Here is a 16,244-nt window from a genome sequence, read left to right as displayed (position 1 = left end):
TGAAATGACAGTAGCGTACGGAATTCAGGAAATAAGGGGAGGGGAGGCCGGCTATTTCTTCCTTTGTTTGATTTGAAAGACATTCCCTTCCGGGTCTTCTCCATCGCAAAGTAAATAGTCGTAATTGTCAAAGGTTTTTATTTCTTTCATCAACACCTTTTCACGGAGCAGGTATTCCCGGATTTGATGAATGTCTTCTTCAACCTCAAAGACAACTTTAGTGTTGTTGTCAAATTTAAATGCTGCTGCACCGGCCTCCAGATATTGATCGCCGATTTTGTGCAATCCGATTTTGCAATGACCTGCCTCCAGCAGCAACCATTCCGATTTAATTTCTTCAACAATGCCGAGTTTTAAAATGTCAACGTAAAATGGTTTAAGCTGATCAACATTCTGAACAAAAATAATAAGGGTTTCGAAATTTAGTTTCATCGTAAAAAGCTTTAATTAAAGACCATTATCCTTCCCCTTCTACCGTTGCTTTAACCGGAAGGCGGTACTTGCCTCCCCATTCACTCAATTGTTTGAAAATTGGCCCGAATGCCAATGCCATCTCTGTGAGTTCATATTCCACCCTTGGAGGAATTTCTGCATAAACTGTGCGTTTAACAAGCCCATCCTGTTCCATTGCCCGGAGCTGTAAGGTGAGCATGCGCTCCGTCATATAGGGAAACTCTTTCTTTAGCTCCCCGAACCTCATCTTTCCGGATTCCAGTTTGCTGATGATCAATATTTTCCATCTGCCGTTGATTTTGTTGACAGCATAGGTAAGGTCACATTCAATGATGTGTTCTTCATTACGGGTATAGGTCGAGTTTTTCTTTCGGGCTGCCATTACTTACAAGTTTGTTCGTACCGCACAATTGGCTGTAGCACAGGTAAAATTAGATGCTTCGGACTACTTTTACAAAGGAATTTCTGAAAAACATTTTTTTTAACCGGATCGTCCTGGAGGCGGTCACCTTAATCATAAAATTATGGATCTTTATTTAAACGATAAAACAGCAGTTGTGACTGGCGCAAGTCAGGGATTTGGACGGGCAATCACGAAAGAATTGGCTATGGAGGGAGTAAAAGTTTTTGCCACCGCAAGAAACGAAGATTTGTTGAACAGTATGAAAGCCGAAATCAGAGAAGCTGGTGGCACAGAGCCAGTTACTTTTATCCAGGATTTCGTTGCCGCTGATGCCCCTGAAAAGATCGCCGCCGCTGCATTGTCCAGCCTCGGACATGTTGATATTCTGGTCAACAACGCAGGTCGCAGTCGTCCTTTAGATGTGATCGGAGCGGAAGAAGAATGGGCAGCTTCGATGACCCTGGATTTTGATCGCCACCGGCAACTCACTCAACAACTTTTGCCCCAGTTTATGGAGCGTGGGCAGGGTGTCATCCTGAACATCACGAGTACCTATGAATTAAGGACGATCAATGCTTCCGCTGTTGCTAAGGCTGCGATAACAGTATGGTCCAAGCAATTATCCGGAGCGTTGGGGAAGTATGGCATCCGGGTCAATTGCTTACAGCCAGGTCTGATCGATACCGAGAATATCCGTCGTTTCTTTAGTGATGAACAACGTAAAGCCTATGCGGAACAGGAAATCCCTCTCGGGGACTTCGGCGAAGCTCAGGATGTCGCCAATCTCGCCACTTTTCTGGTGTCTCCGAGGGCGAAATACATCACCGGTACGGTGGCTGTTGTGGATGGTGGAGGACGTCATTACGCTTTTTGATCGTTTATACCCCCGGAACGTTTTTCTGTCTGAATAAAATCACACCATGAATTTTGTACCTTTGCTTTTACCGGAGGAAATGAGGCTTTTTTAATAAAAACTCCAGTTTAAAATGATAGAAGACAAAGAAAGACAAACAGGGAAGGAACTGCTAATGATCCTGGGCAAAGCATTCATTTGCTTAGTGTTGATCTATTTTTACGCCACTAATCCTGAGATTTATACAGAATTTCCTACGCTGGATAAAATTGCAGATACTTCCATTCTCTTTTTAGGACCAAGTCTGATCATCTCTGTACTCCGGCTGATTGTTATTTACTGGTACATTAAAAAACACAAGCTAAAAAAGAACATCAAGGATAACTTTATTCTTGGAATCAACAGAGTCGTTTCTATCCTGAATACCATCGTTTTTGCAATCGCATTTACCTCTTTTTTTGATGTCGATCCGAAAGATCTGATTTTTAGTGTTTCCATTGTTGCTGCGGCATTGGCGGTAACGTTTAAAGATTATATTGCCAATATGATCAATGGTCTGATCATCATGTTTTCCGATCGCCTTTCCCTGGGCGATCATATTCGTTTGGGAGAGCATGAAGGTAAGATCCTGGACATTACCCTGATCAATATGATCCTTCAGAATGAAGACAGCGATATGGTGATCATTCCGAATTCTGTTGCCTTCAGCTCTGTCATCATCAACCAGTCTAAACAAAATACAAAGAAGCTCAGCATTGAATTTGATATGCCTTTGAAAAATGGATATACACCCGCTTTTCTGGAAGAATATCTGAATAATGCGATTGCCAATAATACAGAAAACGTGATGGAAGGTGGATTGTCGGTAAAGACCATTGCCATCAATAAGGATGCGGCCATTTTTAAAGTAATGGTACTGTTAAAACATTACGATAAAGTAAAAGAAAGGGTAGTCAGACGTTTGCTCAATACCGCTTTATTGCGCCTTGCTGCGGGGCAGGATGAAATGGAAATCCATTAATATTAATGAACACCGGAGTTGAAGTTAAACCTTGTCAGAATTCCGCCCCGGAATGGCTGCAATCAATCTTTTAGTGTATTCTGCCTGCGGATGATTGTAGATGTCTTCCGGAAAACCCGCTTCTTCTACTTTTCCTTTATTCATGACGATCATTCGGTCTGAAATGTGTTTGACCACCGACAAGTCATGTGAAATGAAAATATAGGTCAATCCGAAATCCTGCTGCAACTGACGCAGCAGGTTCAATACCTGGGCCTGTACCGATACATCCAGCGCAGAGACCGATTCATCGCAGATAATGAATTTCGGCTGGAGTGCCAATGCCCTTGCGATCACAATCCGCTGACGTTGCCCTCCTGAAAACTCATGTGGATATCTGTTAAAGTATTCCGCTTTCAGGTCTACCCGTTCCAGCAATTCCAGTACATGTGCTTTTCGCTGTTTGTCATTGTCAAATACCCCATGAACCTGTAGAGGTTCCATCAGTGCATTGCCTACCGTTAACCGGGGATTTAAAGAAGAATAAGGGTCCTGAAAGATAATCTGTACCTCTCTTCTCATTTTTCTTAACGAAGGTTTATTCAGGGAAAGGATGTCTGTACCTTCGAACAATAAGGCTCCTGAAGTAGGTTCCACCAATCTCAGAATACTTCTGCCCAAGGTGGTTTTACCGCAACCGGATTCACCGACCAGTCCTAGTGTCTCTCCTGGAAAAATATCAAAGGAGATGTCATCTACTGCCTTTACAAAGTCTGTCGTTTTGCCGAATAGGCCCTTTTTTACCGGATACCAGGTGCATAGGTTTTTTACCTGAAGGATAGGAGCCTGCGCATACAGTGTTTTTCTTCTTTCTGCAATTTCCAAAGCAGTATAGGTATTGCTTTTCAATAAATGAGCAACCGCCATATCCTTATTTTCGTTTAGAAAATCTGCAACAACAGGCAGTTTCTTTAACAAATGTTTGGGATCAGGTCTGCAGGCCAGCAGTCCTTTGGTATAGGGATGTTCCGGCGATTCAAACAGGTGTTTTGCCGGCCCCTGTTCTACAATATTTCCTTTGTACATCACCGCCACCTCATCCGCAATCTCGCGGATAACGGCCAGATCATGCGAGATAAAGATCATGGCCATCTGACGTTCTTCTTTTATCCTCAGTAACAGCTCCAGGATCGTTTTCTGAACGGTCACATCCAATGCTGTAGTCGGTTCATCGGCGATTAACAGTTCCGGATTACAGCTCAGTGCCATGGCAATCATTACCCTTTGCTTCTGTCCGCCGGAAAGCTGATGCGGATAGCTTTCAAAGATCTGCTCAGGACGGGGGAGCTGCACTTCTTTAAACAATTCTATGGCCTTTTCCCGTGCTTCGCTTTTGCTGGTATGCTGATGCAGGATGATCGCTTCCTGAACCTGATAGCCACAGGTAAATACCGGGTTCAGCGAGGTCATCGGTTCCTGAAAAATCATCGCAATCTTATTGCCTCTGTATTTTCTGATCTCTGCAGGAGATAAAGCAAGCAGGTCAATTTTATCGAACTCAATGTCGCCGGTAATTTTTGTGCTTTCCGGATCATGGAGCCTCATGATAGAAAATGAAGTCACCGATTTCCCTGATCCGGACTCCCCGACAATTCCGAGTACTTTTCCTTTTTCCAGCCGGAAACTGATGTCATTCACAGCTTTTAGCCAGGATTTGTCTTCTTTATTCAGGAATTGTATGTCGAGGTTTTTAACGTTTAGCATCTGACAACCAAGGTAGTGTTTTGATCTTAAAAAAATTGAGATCAAGATAGGCAATTTTATGGCCTGAAATCCGCGTTATTGTGTTATTTTTGCAAAATGGAAAGAGAAATTCTGGATACCAAGCGTAAAGCTTTGAAGATTAACTTAAACCCTAAGATCTACGGAACCTTTGCAGAGATTGGTGCAGGACAGGAAGTGGCCCGTAACTTTTTTACCGCAGGGGCTGCTTCAGGAACGGTTGCAAAGACCATGTCTGCTTATGATATGACCTTTAGTGATGCGATCTATGGTGTCGAAGAATCAGGGAGATATGTGAGTCAATCCAGGTTATTGAAAATGCTGGGCCATGAGTTTGCCTTGTTAAACGAAAGGTTAAACGGGGAGAAATACGATGACCGTACTTTCTTTGCCTTTGCAGATACGGTAACAACTTTAAATTATAACAAATCCAATGATCCGCATGGCTGGATCGGAATCCGTTTCCAGGCAGAGCCGGGAGGGGAGCCCAATGAGATTTTTTTCCATGTGAGGTTACTTGATACCGATGCTGCCTTGCAGCAGAATGTATTGGGAATTATAGGCGTAAACCTTGTTTATGCTGCTTTCTACTATAACCAGGACCCGAAAACAATGATCGAGTCTCTGGCAGATAACCTGACTGTTGGTTCTGTGGAGATCGATTTAATCTCTGTAAACGGACCTGCATTTAAGAACATCAATAACATCCTTTTGAACCTTTACCTGATTGTGAAGGATTTTTCGGATGCGGCCATATTTGATTCCCTTGGGAACCCTTGTTTGCCGAAAGACCTTTTGTACAAAAAGGACATCATGATCCTGCGGACCAAATACGCACAGAAATCGAATCCTAACTTTAGCATGTTAAATAAGGCGGTGGATCAGTTTGTGCGCTCTGAGAGTGTGAGCAAAGAAAATTTAAGTGTATTGATTGAAGTTCTGATGTCCAATGTACTGAGTGCAGGAGATGAAGAGCCGGAAAGCTTTGACCTGGAAGCAGTGGCCAAAAGAGCAGAAGACATGTGCAAAACGGGCAACCTCGTGATGGTGTCTAACTTTACAAGGCACAATAAACTGGCTAAATATTTAGACCGATGCAAACCGAAAAGTGTAGGGATTTCTACGAACATCAACAACCTTAAATTTGTGTTCAATTCCAGTAATTTCGGAGAGAATTATTCCAGTCAGCTTTTGAGCTATGTGAGTGATATGTTCAGCAAGAACGTGCGTTTATTCGCTTATCCGTTTTTAGATAAAAAGACCAATACGGTCATTACCAGTGCCAACATGCCGGTAACACCGGATGCAAAGCCACTGTTCGACTTCCTGATCCTGAACGGATACATTGCCGATATCAGGGATTACAGTGAAGGAGATGTGAAAACAGTTTAAAGGTAAGCGTCTTTGATGACTACCGCCATCAGCCTTTCCGGATGTTCTATGTGCTTAAAGCCAAATTGTTCATACAATCCATGAGCATCCATGGTGGCGAGCATGTATCTTCTTAATCCCTGCAGGTCAGGGTGGAAAAGCATGAGGGACATCAGTTTTTTAGAGAGGCCCTGTCCGCGGTAGATCTCCGATACATATACATCGGCAAGGTAGGCAAAGGTGGCCTTGTCTGTAATCCATCTGGCAAATCCAATCTGTGCTGAATCTTTATAGATTCCAAAACAAAGAGAGTTGTCTATAGACTTCTGTACTGTTTTTAAGGGGATATTCTGCGCCCAGTAGGATTGGGTGCTCAGGTAATGGTGGACCGCAACAGCATCTATTTTCTGTGGGTCGTCTGAATAAATAAAACCACTATCAATAATTTCCATGAGTATCGGTTTATACTTATAAAATTACCTCATCTTATCTTAGGATTTTCCTTTAAATAAGATGAGGTAACAACGATTAGTTACGCATATTGATGAATTGTAATGGCTGTCCGAAGTCTTCGCCTCTGCAAAGAGAAATGACTGCCTGAAGGTCATCAATGCTCTTGCTCTGTACACGAACCTGGTCATCCATCATCGAAGCCTGAACTTTTAGTCCGCTGGCTTTTATTTTTGCAACAATTTTTTTTGCGGTTTCTTTGTCAATACCTTCTTTTACAGAGATCTCTTTTCTGATCATATTTCCTGAAGCATATTGCTCTTTACCAAAATCAAGACTGCTTGAATCCAGTCCTTGTTTAACCATTCTGGAAATAATAGCGTCTTGAATTGCCTTTAAACGCATATCATCCTCTGTTACAATAGTGATTTGATTGGTCTTCTTATCATGGTCTATCGTACTTTTAGAAGTGTTGAAATCATAACGGTTTAGGATTTCTTTTTTTGCATTGTTCATCGCGTTATCAAAAGTTTGCGCGTCAACTTTACTTACAATATCAAAAGTGGGCATGATTATAGCTTTAGAATAAAAAATATATTAGATTTAACGTAAAAATTAACCCGTTGAGGGTTGTTCTCACAAATATAAAACATTAAACAAAGAATACGATCAACAATAAAACTTATAAATAAAAGAATATGAAAGGCAATAAATCAAGAGTACAGAAGAAAGCTGATAAAAAGGCAGCCAAAAAACAATTGGAAAAGAGTCTTAGCGATAAGTTCTTTGAAGTAGTAAAACATTTAGGCCATGATGCCGAGAAAATAGGTGACGATATTGCTAAAGCAAGTAAAGTTGTAGCTGGAAAATTGTCTAAGAAATTCCTGGAAGTAAGGAAAGCAGTGAATGAAAAACTGGAAGAAGCAGCTGCAGCAAGCGATACCGTTAAAAAGAAAGCAGAGAAAGCCGGAAAGAAAGCGGAGAAGAAAGCCAAGTCTGTAAAAAAAGAGGTAAAGAAAGAAGTTTCCAAAGACGTTAAGAATGCAAAGAAGGTGGTTAAGAAAGCCGTTGCGAAAGCTAAACCGGTAGTTCAGAGCGTGAAAGTTGCAGCAATTGCTACGGAAGAAAAAGCGGCTGATGCCATTGCAAAAACCGTTAAAAAAGTAGAAGCTAAAGCAAAGCCGGCAGCTAAAGCAGTAGCTGAAAATGCTGTTGAAGTGAAAAAAGAAGTGGTTGCGGCAACAAAAGCACCTGCAAAAGCAGCGGCTAAGCCGGCGGCAAAACCTGCTGTTGCGAAGAAACCTGCTGCCCCTAAGGCCGCGGCAACGAAACCTGTTGCTGCTGCTAAGCCTGCAGCGCCAAAAGCTGCTGCTCCGAAAGCCGCTCCGGCAAAAGCGGAAACTACTCCTGAGGCAAAACCTGAGGTAGCAGCCGCAGCACCTGCAACACCTGTCAAGGATGTAGCAGAGAGCAAATAGCGGGAGGTTAAGTTTTAATTCTATGGTTAGGTAATAATTAACAATTACTTAACAATAGAATTTGCAGTTTTGAGCATCCCTGTTTCTTACAGGGATTTTTTTATTTTATACATGACGAGAAAAAAGGCACCATTTCTAAATAGAGAGATCAGTTGGTTATATTTTAACGAACGGGTCTTGCAGGAAGCTGCAGATGAAACGGTTCCCCTGATTGAGCGGATCAAGTTCCTGTCTATATTTTCGTCCAATCTGGAAGAGTTTTATAGGGTTAGGGTAGCCACAATGAGTCGTTTAGCAAACCTAAACGAAAAAGCAAAGGCCTTATTGGGCTTCAATCCCAAAAAGATCTTAAATGAAATAAAGAATATTGTGGTCAAACAGGAACGCAAGTTCGAGCAGCTGTTTCAGGCCACCCTGATCAATGAACTGGCACAAAACAGGATCTTTATCCTTAATGAAACCCAGCTCAACGTAGCCAGGGGAGAATTCGTAAGAAACCATTTCCGTGATAAGATCCTTTCCAACCTTGTTCCCATTATGGTGGACCTGGATAAGCCTTTCCCGGAACTCAAAGACCGCTACCTGTACTTTTTCGTAAGATTGTCTAAAAAGTCGTCCAAGACAAGTGCAAGGTATTCCCTGATTGAATTGCCTCCGGACCTTCCAAGGTTTTTGGTCTTACCGGAAACCAATGGTCTTAAGTTCATTATCCTCGCAGAAGACATTATCAAATACTGCCTGGACGATATATTCTATGTTTTTAACTACGATGAGCTTGATGCTTATTCCATCCAGCTGACCAGAGATGCGGAGCTGGACATCGATAAAAATGTAAGCGATAAGTTTATTGAAGAACTGAAAACCAGCCTTGATAAACGTAAAAAAGGAAAACCAATGCGCTTGCTTTACGATACGGAAATGCCTTTCGAGATGCTGACCGTACTCGTGAATAAAATGAAGATTGAAGCAGAAAGCCTGATCCCCGGAAACCGTTACCATAGGTTTGGCGATTTTATCTCCTTCCCGAACGTAGGGGGCAAAGAACTGGAATACGCAGCAAACCCGGCAATTAAAGTAGCAGGCTTGCACCGTACGGAAAGTATCTTTAATAAACTGGCCACAAGGGATTACCTGATCAACCTGCCTTACCAGTCGTACGATTACATCATTCTGTTCCTCAGAGAAGCAGCAATCGACCCGAAAGTAGCAGAAATTAACATTACGCTTTACCGTCTGGCGGAAAATTCCAGGGTAGTCAATGCCCTGATCAATGCCGCTAAAAATGGCAAGAAAGTAAACTGTCTGGTAGAACTGAAAGCCCGGTTTGATGAACAGGCAAATATTTTCTGGAGCACCAGGCTCAAAGAAGAAGGGGTCAATGTAAATTATGGCCTCACTGATTATAAGGTGCATTCCAAAATCTGCCTGGTGAAAAGAATGGAAAAAGGAAGGGCAGTTTATTATGCCAACCTTGCGACCGGAAATTTCAATGAGAAAACAGCCAGGATCTATTGTGACCATAGCATCTTTACTTCCAAAAAAGAAATCACCCTCGACCTGCTGAAACTTTTTACTGCTTTAAATAAAAAGACAGTGGCCACCGGATTCAAGCATTTGATTGTCTCTCCTTTAGAGTCAAGAACAAAGTTCTACGGCCTGATCGATCGGGAAATAAGGATTGCCAAACAAGGCAAGCCGGCTTATATGATCCTGAAAGTAAACAGCCTCGCAGATGAAGGTGTGGTGGAGAAATTATATGAAGCAAGCAATGCCGGGGTTCAGATCAAAATGATCGTAAGGGGGATTTGTACCCTGGTACCGGGAATTGCAGGTTTTAGTGAAAATATTACCGTGATCAGCATCATCGATAAATTTCTGGAGCATGCCCGGGTCTTTATCTTCGGGAATAATGGAAAAGAAGAAATGTTCCTTTCTTCTGCCGACCTGATGAGCCGGAATTTTGAGCACCGGGTAGAGGTAGGTTTTCCTGTGCTGGATAAGGAAGTCAGACAGGAAATCAGAGACATCATCGAATTCCAGTTACAGGACAATGTGAAAGCCCGTGACATCACGAAGCTGAACAACAATAAATACCATAAAAACAGAATCAATACAAAAGTTAGGGCGCAGGTGCAGACCTACAATTATTTAAAAAATAAACATCAATAAAACCAATGCTTAGATATGCTGCTATAGATATAGGGTCAAATGCCGTTAGGTTATTAATTGCTGATATCACAAAAACTGACGAAGGATTCGGTTTTAAAAAGAATACTTTAATCAGGGTTCCCCTGCGACTGGGAGATGATGCCTTTTTAGACCATCGGATCTCTGAGCGTAAAATGGAAGAGCTGCTGAAAACAATGGCTGCTTTCAAAAACCTGATGGACGTATATCAGGTCTCTAAATACCTGGCTTGTGCCACTTCCGCAATGCGTGAAGCGGATAACGGAGCCGAGATCATTAAAAAAGTAAAAAAACTGACAGACCTTGACCTGGAAATTATCGAGGGGCAAAGAGAAGCCAATATTATCTATTCCAATCATATTGAAGAGAACCTGGACAACAAGAAAAGTTATCTTTACATTGATGTAGGCGGAGGTAGCACAGAGCTTTCAGTCTTTGTAAACCGCATTCCGATCGCCTCTAAATCTTTTGATATTGGAACGATCAGAATCCTTGACAACCAGGACCGGGAAGAGACCTGGGAAGAGATGAAGCTTTGGGTAAAAGAGAATACCAAAACTTTGAAAAATATGGCGGCCATCGGTACAGGTGGAAACATCAATAAGCTGTACCGCATGTCTGATGAGAAAGAAGGGATGCCAATGTCTTTCCTAAAGTTAAAGGGCCTTTATAATAACCTGAATGCACATTCTTTAAAAGAAAGAATTCAGGTTTTTGGACTGAACCCGGATCGCGCAGATGTAATCATTCCGGCCTGTGAAATATACATTACGCTGTTAAAATGGACGGGCATCAAACAAATTTATGTGCCTAAAGTAGGAATGGCCGATGGAATTATCAATCTGCTGATTGAAGAAAACCTGGTTCAACCGGCCTATAAATAAGCTAAAGCAAGGTATCGGCCATGGTGACTCACTGTGGCCGGAGCCGTGTTTCTATAACTCAGGTCTGAAGGATCATAACTGCTGATCCTGATGCTTGCGGCTTCAATGGGGAAACTTTCTCCAGCTATGGTATGAATAAAATCAGGACATAGGGAGCTTTGGGTAAAATACCGGATCCGCTGACAGGTTACCACGCCGCTTGCACATTGTCCGCTGATCTTTACTTCCGAACAGTACAGTTTTCCGGGAGCAAAAGCCTGCCAGTTCTTCTTTCGGGAATGAATCTTATAAACAGCTTCTTTCATGCTCCACAGCAGCCAGACCATTTGGCAGGGATTAGAAGCGCTATGAATGAGCTGCTGCTCTTCCGAAGAAAAGACCTTTTGGAGGTAGCCCTTTCTGCGCCAGTTGCTCTCGGCATCTGCCTGAAGCAAATCAACAATATCGTTTCCGATCACTTCTCTTTCAATTTACTTTCAATGATTTCTATGGCTGCGCTGACGTTGAGCATACGCTCCATAGACAGGTTGTCTATTTCAATGTCGAACTCTTCTTCGACATCCAGCACAACATCCACCAGATTGGCAGAATTGATCTTCAGGTCTTTCGTGAAATCAGTGGTTTCGCTGAGGTATTCTAATGCATCCTTGTCATGACTGTAGCTGGCAACAATGGTTTTTAATTTCGAGAGTAATAACTGTCTGTCCATGTTTAATCCTTAATACCTCTATCAAACAGATCAGGAGGCAATATGTTTTTTTAAAATAATGCAGGCATTTACATCCCCAAATCCGAAGCTTGCCTTTGCAATGACTTCAATATTTTTAGTCATCATCTTCTGAGGGATTTTAGTGGAATCTATTCTGTCCGTAATCTCCGGATGTAAATCTTCACAGTTGAGGTTCGGTGCAATAAAACCATGATACAGCTGCAATACGGCTGCTACAGATTCTATACTTCCTGCAGCACTCAGGCAATGTCCAACCATGGATTTTAAAGAATTGATGAAAGGGAAACCGGTGCCTGATCTTTGCAGGGCGATGCTCCAGTTCTCTACTTCCAGGGCATCTTTAGAGGTAGCAGTAAGGTGGCCGTTAATGAGATCGATGTCCTTTGCTTCAATGCCTGAATTCCGGACGGCTGTTGCAATACAGCGTTGCACGGCGATGGCATTTGGGGCAGTCATGGTTCCTGTACCACGTTGTCCGCCGGAGTTCAGGTTTCCTCCAAGTACCTCTGCATAAATCCTGGCCCCCCGGGAAAGCGCGCTTTCCAGTGATTCCAGGACCAGCGCCCCGGCACCGCTTCCCGGAACAAAACCGCTGGCACTGGCACTCATTGGTCTGGAGCCCTGCTCAGGCGATTGGTTGTGCTTAAAGGTACAAACCCGCATGGCATCGAATCCGGCCCAGATATAAGGCCCGCTGTCGCTGGTGCTTCCGGCAAGCATTCTGGTCGCCTGACCTGATTTGATGCGCTCATAAGCCATTAAAATGCTTTCTGTGCCCGTTGTACAAGCAGAAGAATTGGTGCTGACCTGGTTGCCCAGTCCCAGCTTTCCGCCAACATATGCACTGACGCCGCTGGCCATGGTTTGGCCCACTACGTTACTGCCCAGTTTACGGGCCTGAAGTTCATCGATCTTATAAACAGCTTCCCGGAATTTATCAACCCCGGAAGTGCCTGTTCCAAAAATGGTTCCGCTATCCCAGTCCGGTTCTGCTGTTGCTGCAACGTGGAGTCCGGCATCTTGCCAGGCATCCATCGCAGCAATAACACCATATAGAATTCCGGAACTGTTAAAGTTTTTCAATTCCAGTTCCGAAAAATACCCGGTAATTAATGATTGGGAAAGCTCCGGTTTCCCTGCAATCTGACAGGAAAACTGAAGCTGTTCCAATATCGGGTCATGCGCAATACCGGAATGGCCTTGTCGTATGGCTTCCAGGAATGGGGTTAATCCAACCCCATTTGGTGCAACTACACCCAGACCGGTGATGACGACTCTGTTAGGCATTCATTTTATTGGTCACCATTCCTGCTATGGTTCCTTTACAAACCACTTCGCCTGCTGCATTGGTCATCTGAACGGTACAGTTTAATTTTTTAAAACGGAAGTAAACCTTTTCTGCAGTTACCGTTACCTTTTCTCCCGGGAAAACAGGCTTCATAAAATCGATCGCGGTTGAGGTCAGCATTACATGTCCGGGAACACCTGCCGCTGCGGTTGCTGTCAAATAAATACCGAGGCAAACCAAACCAATCTGTGCCATTGTTTCTGTTAAAATTACACCTGGTGTTACCGGATGATCCTTGAAATGACCTTTGTAAAAGTCCAGATCTTCAGAAAAAGTATAGGATCCGGTCACGCCGTTTTCATCAATGTGCTGCAATTCATCAACAAATAAAAATGGTTTGCTATAAGGTAAGTGGCTTAGTATTTCTGCTGTATTCATGTTTTTTCTATAATTAATCCGCTAATTTACCACTTTAATAATATTCTCTGTGCAGAAAAACCAGGTCCGAAACTTAGCATCAGTCCAAGATCTCCTTTTTTTTGCGGCTGATCCAGGAAACGGGCCAGTACGTAAAGGACTGTTGCGCTCGACATATTGCCGTATAGCCGCAATACTTCCCTGGTGTCGTCGATGTTTTTCCCAACTTTGTTAAATAATTCTTCTACCACCTGTATGATTTTTTTGCCTCCAGGATGGAATATCAAATGATCGATCTCTGAGATGCTCACTCCGTGTTTTGCAAGAAAAGGATGGATGATCTGAGGAAAATGCAGCTCGATTTGTTCGGGAACAGCGACATCCAGCACCATGGTTAAACCTGTATTCTTCAGGTGAAAACCCATCAGTTGATCCGTATCATAAAAATGATACATCTCTTCCCCAATGATTTCAGGTCCTTCATCACTTTCATCAGAAGACAGCAATACACAGGCTGCCCCATCTCCAAAGATCGCTGCACTCACGATATTGGCCATAGAAAAATCATTCAGCTGAAAAGTTGCGGTAGGGGACTCTACAGCAATCACTGCGGCACGTTTTCCGGGATTTGCCTGCAGGAAGTTCTTGGCGTAAATGATTCCGGAGATGCCGGCGGCACAGCCCATTTCTGTAACAGGCAAACGCACAATGTCTTGTCTTAGTTTCAGGTTGTTGATGATGTAAGCATCCATCGAGGGGATCATCATGCCGGTACAGCTTACAGTAATGATGTAATCTAAATCTGATCCTTTCCAGGATGCCTGTTCTAAAGCCAGCTTTAAACTTGCAGTACCAAGCTGAATGCCCTCACGGATATAGATGTCATTCCTTTCTTCAAAAGACAGCTGACTGAAAACTTCTTCCGGCGACATGATCGAGTACCTTCGGTCTACCATGGCATTTTCGAAGATCTTCTTTACTTTTCGCACAAACCGGTCCTCTTGTCCGGACAGCCAGGCATCCAAAAAAGGCAGGATCTCGGCTGTTGTTCTGGAATATCCAGGCAGTGACTTCGCCAGGGTTTTGATTTTTACACTCATATTGACGGAATTATCCATTGGTAGCGGAAAGCCCATTTCCATCGGATGCTGGTGTGTTTAAAGTTTAATTGATTGGAGTAACGTTGGAGATCGGCCTTTTTAAATCCCCTTAAAATCGAAACCAGGCCATCCTGTTTCGACATGCTGTTGAGCCTGAAGACAAAGCATAATGCGATAAACAGGTAATAGGGAAGGGCACTGCGCTGCAAATCATTGATCACGATACCTAATCTGGAACGTTGTTTAAAGCCTTTGAGCAATGTTAAAATTTCCTCATCTTTAAAATGATGCAAGGTAAGGGTGCATAAAATGAGGTCGTATTTGTTTTCTGAGCGGATTTCTTCAAAGATGTCAGCACAACGGAAATCCAGCTGCTCATAACCTGCAGACAATTGCCGGGCATGACCAATGGTAAAAGGGTTGGCATCTATACCGGTAAGCCTGAATTTCAATTTGTTTTTTTTGGCAAAATCAGCGAGGGTCCTTAGCATATCCCCATTTCCACAACCTACATCCAGAATGCTGATTTCCCTTCCGCGGCCCTGTTCCTGGCCGTTGCGAAGTAATTGCTGCAGGCCGTCCAGGGTTACCTTATTCCCGCCAAGAAGCCGGTTGATCCCGGCAATTTTATCCAGCGCATCCCTCAATATTTCTCCCTCCATGGAAAAATCATCCATGATTTCCGGGGCTTCGCTTCTTTGGGAGGTATTTACCATCATTTGGCCATTATGGGTTTTCCATGGGTTTGCTTAATCAGTGCCTGTAACAGCGCAGGGAATTTTATTAATATACGGAGTAATCTGGCGGAGAGTTGCTTCTTTCTCAGAATTCGGGAGATTATTTTTCCGGTAACCAGTCTTTTGTTGAAATGCTTTTTCCACAAGGCCTCATATTGTGTTTCCATTTTTTTACGGGTACTGGTCTTGCCTTCCAGGTAAGAGATCACCGATTCTGCACAGAGCTTGGCGCTATGGATCGCCATGGCCATCCCGTTTCCACAAAGCGGATGAATCAATCCGGCAGTATCTCCAATCATCAACACGTGTTGCGATACCGCATTTTTAGGATCGAAAGAAATCTGACTGATCACCAGAGACTGATCGAACAGCATTCTGGAGTTTTCAAAGATCTTTCTTAAATGTTCATTCTTATACAATACCTGCATTCGATGTTCTGGAATACTTTTGTAGCGTTTAAAAGAAGCATAGTCTACAAGATAACAGATATTGATCCGGTTGTCCTCTACTTTGGAAACGCCACAATATCCGCCGTCAAAATTATGAAGGGCAACGAGATCATCGGGAAAAGGCCCTTCATAATGCGCTTTTACAGCCAGCCATGGTGATTTCTTTTGAATAAAGTTGCGCGATAATTTCTGATCTAAGCCATCTCGTTTTCCATAGGCACCAATCACAATTCCTGCAGAAATGACTTGTTTATTTCCCAGGCTTACCTGAAATTCATCGTCGTTAAAACGGATGTCGCTGACGGTTTCATGAATAAACTTACAGCCAAGGCCGACTGCATGTTCGTACAGGAGTGCATCCAGCAGGTATCTGCTCATGCCAAAGCCTCCCAGGGGGAGGACGGCATTCAGGCAGTGGCCTTCAGCTGTAGAAATCTGGAAATGTTGAATCCTGCTGGGAGCGGCATTGTGAATGGCCAGGCCCAGCCATTCCAGATAAGGAAGAACTTCATTTGAAATGTATTCACCACATACTTTATGCTGAGGATACGTATTCTTTTCGATAACTGTAACGGGGAATCCTGATTTTAAAAGATGAATTGCTGCGGTCAATCCCGCTAATCCTCCTCCTGCAATCAGAATGTCCATTTTGGTTTCCATAA

Annotated in this window: 18 protein-coding genes; 6 read left to right on the top strand and 12 right to left on the bottom strand. The window is 43.2% G+C overall.

Annotated elements, in window-relative coordinates; translation table 11 throughout:
- Nucleotides 1-51 precede the first annotated feature (51 nt).
- Nucleotides 52-432 carry a VOC family protein gene (locus DBR43_RS18555; protein ID WP_124583496.1) on the bottom strand — a complete coding sequence of 127 codons (381 nt, stop codon included), beginning with the start codon at nt 430-432 and terminating at the stop codon, nt 52-54.
- Between the two features lie 25 nt (nt 433-457).
- The gene (locus DBR43_RS18550) at nt 458-835 is read right to left on the bottom strand and encodes a winged helix-turn-helix transcriptional regulator (RefSeq protein WP_124583494.1); all 378 of its coding nucleotides are present in this window, start codon (nt 833-835) and stop codon (nt 458-460) included.
- 142 nt (nt 836-977) lie between these two features.
- Between DBR43_RS18550 and DBR43_RS18545 the strand changes: the two genes are divergently transcribed.
- Nucleotides 978-1,730, top strand: coding sequence for an SDR family NAD(P)-dependent oxidoreductase (locus DBR43_RS18545; RefSeq protein ID WP_124583492.1), 753 nt, complete (start codon nt 978-980; stop codon nt 1,728-1,730).
- Between the two features lie 112 nt (nt 1,731-1,842).
- Complete coding sequence (locus DBR43_RS18540) at nt 1,843-2,730, top strand: mechanosensitive ion channel family protein (protein WP_124583490.1); 888 nt, start codon at nt 1,843-1,845, stop codon at nt 2,728-2,730.
- A 24-nt stretch (nt 2,731-2,754) separates the two neighbouring features.
- Here the strand turns inward: DBR43_RS18540 and DBR43_RS18535 are convergent, their stop codons facing one another.
- Entirely contained in the window at nt 2,755-4,473 is a 1,719-nt protein-coding gene (locus DBR43_RS18535; protein WP_124583488.1) for an ABC transporter ATP-binding protein, read from the bottom strand.
- Between the two features lie 96 nt (nt 4,474-4,569).
- Between DBR43_RS18535 and DBR43_RS18530 the strand changes: the two genes are divergently transcribed.
- The gene (locus tag DBR43_RS18530) at nt 4,570-5,883 is read left to right on the top strand and encodes a nicotinamide mononucleotide adenylyltransferase (protein ID WP_124583486.1); all 1,314 of its coding nucleotides are present in this window, start codon (nt 4,570-4,572) and stop codon (nt 5,881-5,883) included.
- Here the strand turns inward: DBR43_RS18530 and DBR43_RS18525 are convergent.
- Together DBR43_RS18525 and DBR43_RS18520 are read right to left on the bottom strand one after the other, a co-directional pair.
- Nucleotides 5,880-6,314 (bottom strand): GNAT family N-acetyltransferase, encoded by a 435-nt coding sequence (locus tag DBR43_RS18525; RefSeq protein WP_124583484.1) that lies wholly within the window; start codon nt 6,312-6,314, stop codon nt 5,880-5,882. The genes DBR43_RS18530 and DBR43_RS18525 overlap by 4 nt on opposite strands.
- A gap of 76 nt (nt 6,315-6,390) precedes the next feature.
- Nucleotides 6,391-6,882, bottom strand: coding sequence for a YajQ family cyclic di-GMP-binding protein (locus DBR43_RS18520; RefSeq protein WP_124583482.1), 492 nt, complete (start codon nt 6,880-6,882; stop codon nt 6,391-6,393).
- Nucleotides 6,883-7,010: 128 nt separating this feature from the next.
- On the opposite strand from DBR43_RS18520, the gene DBR43_RS33230 reads away from it, so the two are divergent.
- The 3 genes from DBR43_RS33230 (at nt 7,011) to DBR43_RS18505 (ending at nt 10,861) form a co-directional block, all read left to right on the top strand.
- Nucleotides 7,011-7,790: a hypothetical protein gene (locus DBR43_RS33230; RefSeq protein ID WP_199757089.1), complete on the top strand. Its 780-nt coding sequence runs from the start codon at nt 7,011-7,013 to the stop codon at nt 7,788-7,790.
- A gap of 111 nt (nt 7,791-7,901) precedes the next feature.
- Complete coding sequence (gene ppk1 / locus DBR43_RS18510; protein ID WP_124583480.1) at nt 7,902-9,959, top strand: polyphosphate kinase 1; 2,058 nt, start codon at nt 7,902-7,904, stop codon at nt 9,957-9,959.
- A gap of 5 nt (nt 9,960-9,964) precedes the next feature.
- Nucleotides 9,965-10,861 carry an exopolyphosphatase gene (locus DBR43_RS18505; protein WP_124583478.1) on the top strand — a complete coding sequence of 299 codons (897 nt, stop codon included), beginning with the start codon at nt 9,965-9,967 and terminating at the stop codon, nt 10,859-10,861.
- Here the strand turns inward: DBR43_RS18505 and DBR43_RS18500 are convergent.
- The 7 genes from DBR43_RS18500 to DBR43_RS18470 are packed head-to-tail and all read right to left on the bottom strand — an operon-like array spanning nt 10,852 to nt 16,242.
- A complete protein-coding gene (locus tag DBR43_RS18500) occupies nt 10,852-11,319 on the bottom strand; it encodes a 4'-phosphopantetheinyl transferase superfamily protein (protein ID WP_124583476.1) in 468 nt (155 codons plus the stop codon). The two genes, DBR43_RS18505 and DBR43_RS18500, sit on opposite strands and share 10 nt — an antisense overlap.
- Nucleotides 11,316-11,570: a phosphopantetheine-binding protein gene (locus tag DBR43_RS18495; RefSeq protein WP_124583474.1), complete on the bottom strand. Its 255-nt coding sequence runs from the start codon at nt 11,568-11,570 to the stop codon at nt 11,316-11,318. Before DBR43_RS18495 ends, DBR43_RS18500 begins: the two co-directional genes overlap by 4 nt.
- Nucleotides 11,571-11,600: 30 nt before the next feature.
- Nucleotides 11,601-12,878: a beta-ketoacyl-[acyl-carrier-protein] synthase family protein gene (locus DBR43_RS18490; protein WP_124583472.1), complete on the bottom strand. Its 1,278-nt coding sequence runs from the start codon at nt 12,876-12,878 to the stop codon at nt 11,601-11,603.
- Entirely contained in the window at nt 12,871-13,317 is a 447-nt protein-coding gene (locus DBR43_RS18485) for a 3-hydroxyacyl-ACP dehydratase FabZ family protein (protein WP_124583470.1), read from the bottom strand. The genes DBR43_RS18490 and DBR43_RS18485 overlap by 8 nt, the downstream gene beginning before the upstream one ends.
- A 26-nt stretch (nt 13,318-13,343) precedes the next feature.
- Nucleotides 13,344-14,396: a type III polyketide synthase gene (locus DBR43_RS18480; RefSeq protein WP_124583468.1), complete on the bottom strand. Its 1,053-nt coding sequence runs from the start codon at nt 14,394-14,396 to the stop codon at nt 13,344-13,346.
- Nucleotides 14,393-15,115 (bottom strand): methyltransferase domain-containing protein, encoded by a 723-nt coding sequence (locus DBR43_RS18475; RefSeq protein ID WP_124583466.1) that lies wholly within the window; start codon nt 15,113-15,115, stop codon nt 14,393-14,395. The genes DBR43_RS18480 and DBR43_RS18475 overlap by 4 nt, the downstream gene beginning before the upstream one ends.
- Nucleotides 15,112-16,242: an NAD(P)/FAD-dependent oxidoreductase gene (locus tag DBR43_RS18470; RefSeq protein WP_124583463.1), complete on the bottom strand. Its 1,131-nt coding sequence runs from the start codon at nt 16,240-16,242 to the stop codon at nt 15,112-15,114. The genes DBR43_RS18475 and DBR43_RS18470 overlap by 4 nt, the downstream gene beginning before the upstream one ends.
- Nucleotides 16,243-16,244 lie beyond the last annotated feature (2 nt).

Source organism: Pedobacter sp. KBW06 (assembly GCF_003852525.1).
Classification (GTDB): Bacteria; Bacteroidota; Bacteroidia; order Sphingobacteriales; family Sphingobacteriaceae; genus Pedobacter.
This window is presented reverse-complemented; position numbering and strand designations above follow the sequence as displayed.

Excerpts from the sequence above, each read along its gene's own strand:
- DBR43_RS18520 (WP_124583482.1), bottom strand. The coding sequence starts at position 6,882 with ATGCCCACTTTTGATATTGTAAGTAAAGTTGACGCGCAAACTTTTGAT.
- DBR43_RS18505 (WP_124583478.1), top strand. The coding sequence starts at position 9,965 with ATGCTTAGATATGCTGCTATAGATATAGGGTCAAATGCCGTTAGGTTA.
- DBR43_RS18480 (WP_124583468.1), bottom strand. The coding sequence starts at position 14,396 with ATGAGTGTAAAAATCAAAACCCTGGCGAAGTCACTGCCTGGATATTCC.
- DBR43_RS18530 (WP_124583486.1), top strand. The coding sequence starts at position 4,570 with ATGGAAAGAGAAATTCTGGATACCAAGCGTAAAGCTTTGAAGATTAAC.
- DBR43_RS18540 (WP_124583490.1), top strand. The coding sequence starts at position 1,843 with ATGATAGAAGACAAAGAAAGACAAACAGGGAAGGAACTGCTAATGATC.
- DBR43_RS18495 (WP_124583474.1), bottom strand. The coding sequence starts at position 11,570 with ATGGACAGACAGTTATTACTCTCGAAATTAAAAACCATTGTTGCCAGC.
- DBR43_RS33230 (WP_199757089.1), top strand. The coding sequence starts at position 7,011 with ATGAAAGGCAATAAATCAAGAGTACAGAAGAAAGCTGATAAAAAGGCA.
- DBR43_RS18550 (WP_124583494.1), bottom strand. The coding sequence starts at position 835 with ATGGCAGCCCGAAAGAAAAACTCGACCTATACCCGTAATGAAGAACAC.
- DBR43_RS18475 (WP_124583466.1), bottom strand. The coding sequence starts at position 15,115 with ATGATGGTAAATACCTCCCAAAGAAGCGAAGCCCCGGAAATCATGGAT.
- DBR43_RS18470 (WP_124583463.1), bottom strand. The coding sequence starts at position 16,242 with ATGGAAACCAAAATGGACATTCTGATTGCAGGAGGAGGATTAGCGGGA.
- DBR43_RS18525 (WP_124583484.1), bottom strand. The coding sequence starts at position 6,314 with ATGGAAATTATTGATAGTGGTTTTATTTATTCAGACGACCCACAGAAA.
- DBR43_RS18545 (WP_124583492.1), top strand. The coding sequence starts at position 978 with ATGGATCTTTATTTAAACGATAAAACAGCAGTTGTGACTGGCGCAAGT.
- ppk1 (WP_124583480.1), top strand. The coding sequence starts at position 7,902 with ATGACGAGAAAAAAGGCACCATTTCTAAATAGAGAGATCAGTTGGTTA.
- DBR43_RS18485 (WP_124583470.1), bottom strand. The coding sequence starts at position 13,317 with ATGAATACAGCAGAAATACTAAGCCACTTACCTTATAGCAAACCATTT.
- DBR43_RS18490 (WP_124583472.1), bottom strand. The coding sequence starts at position 12,878 with ATGCCTAACAGAGTCGTCATCACCGGTCTGGGTGTAGTTGCACCAAAT.
- DBR43_RS18535 (WP_124583488.1), bottom strand. The coding sequence starts at position 4,473 with ATGCTAAACGTTAAAAACCTCGACATACAATTCCTGAATAAAGAAGAC.
- DBR43_RS18555 (WP_124583496.1), bottom strand. The coding sequence starts at position 432 with ATGAAACTAAATTTCGAAACCCTTATTATTTTTGTTCAGAATGTTGAT.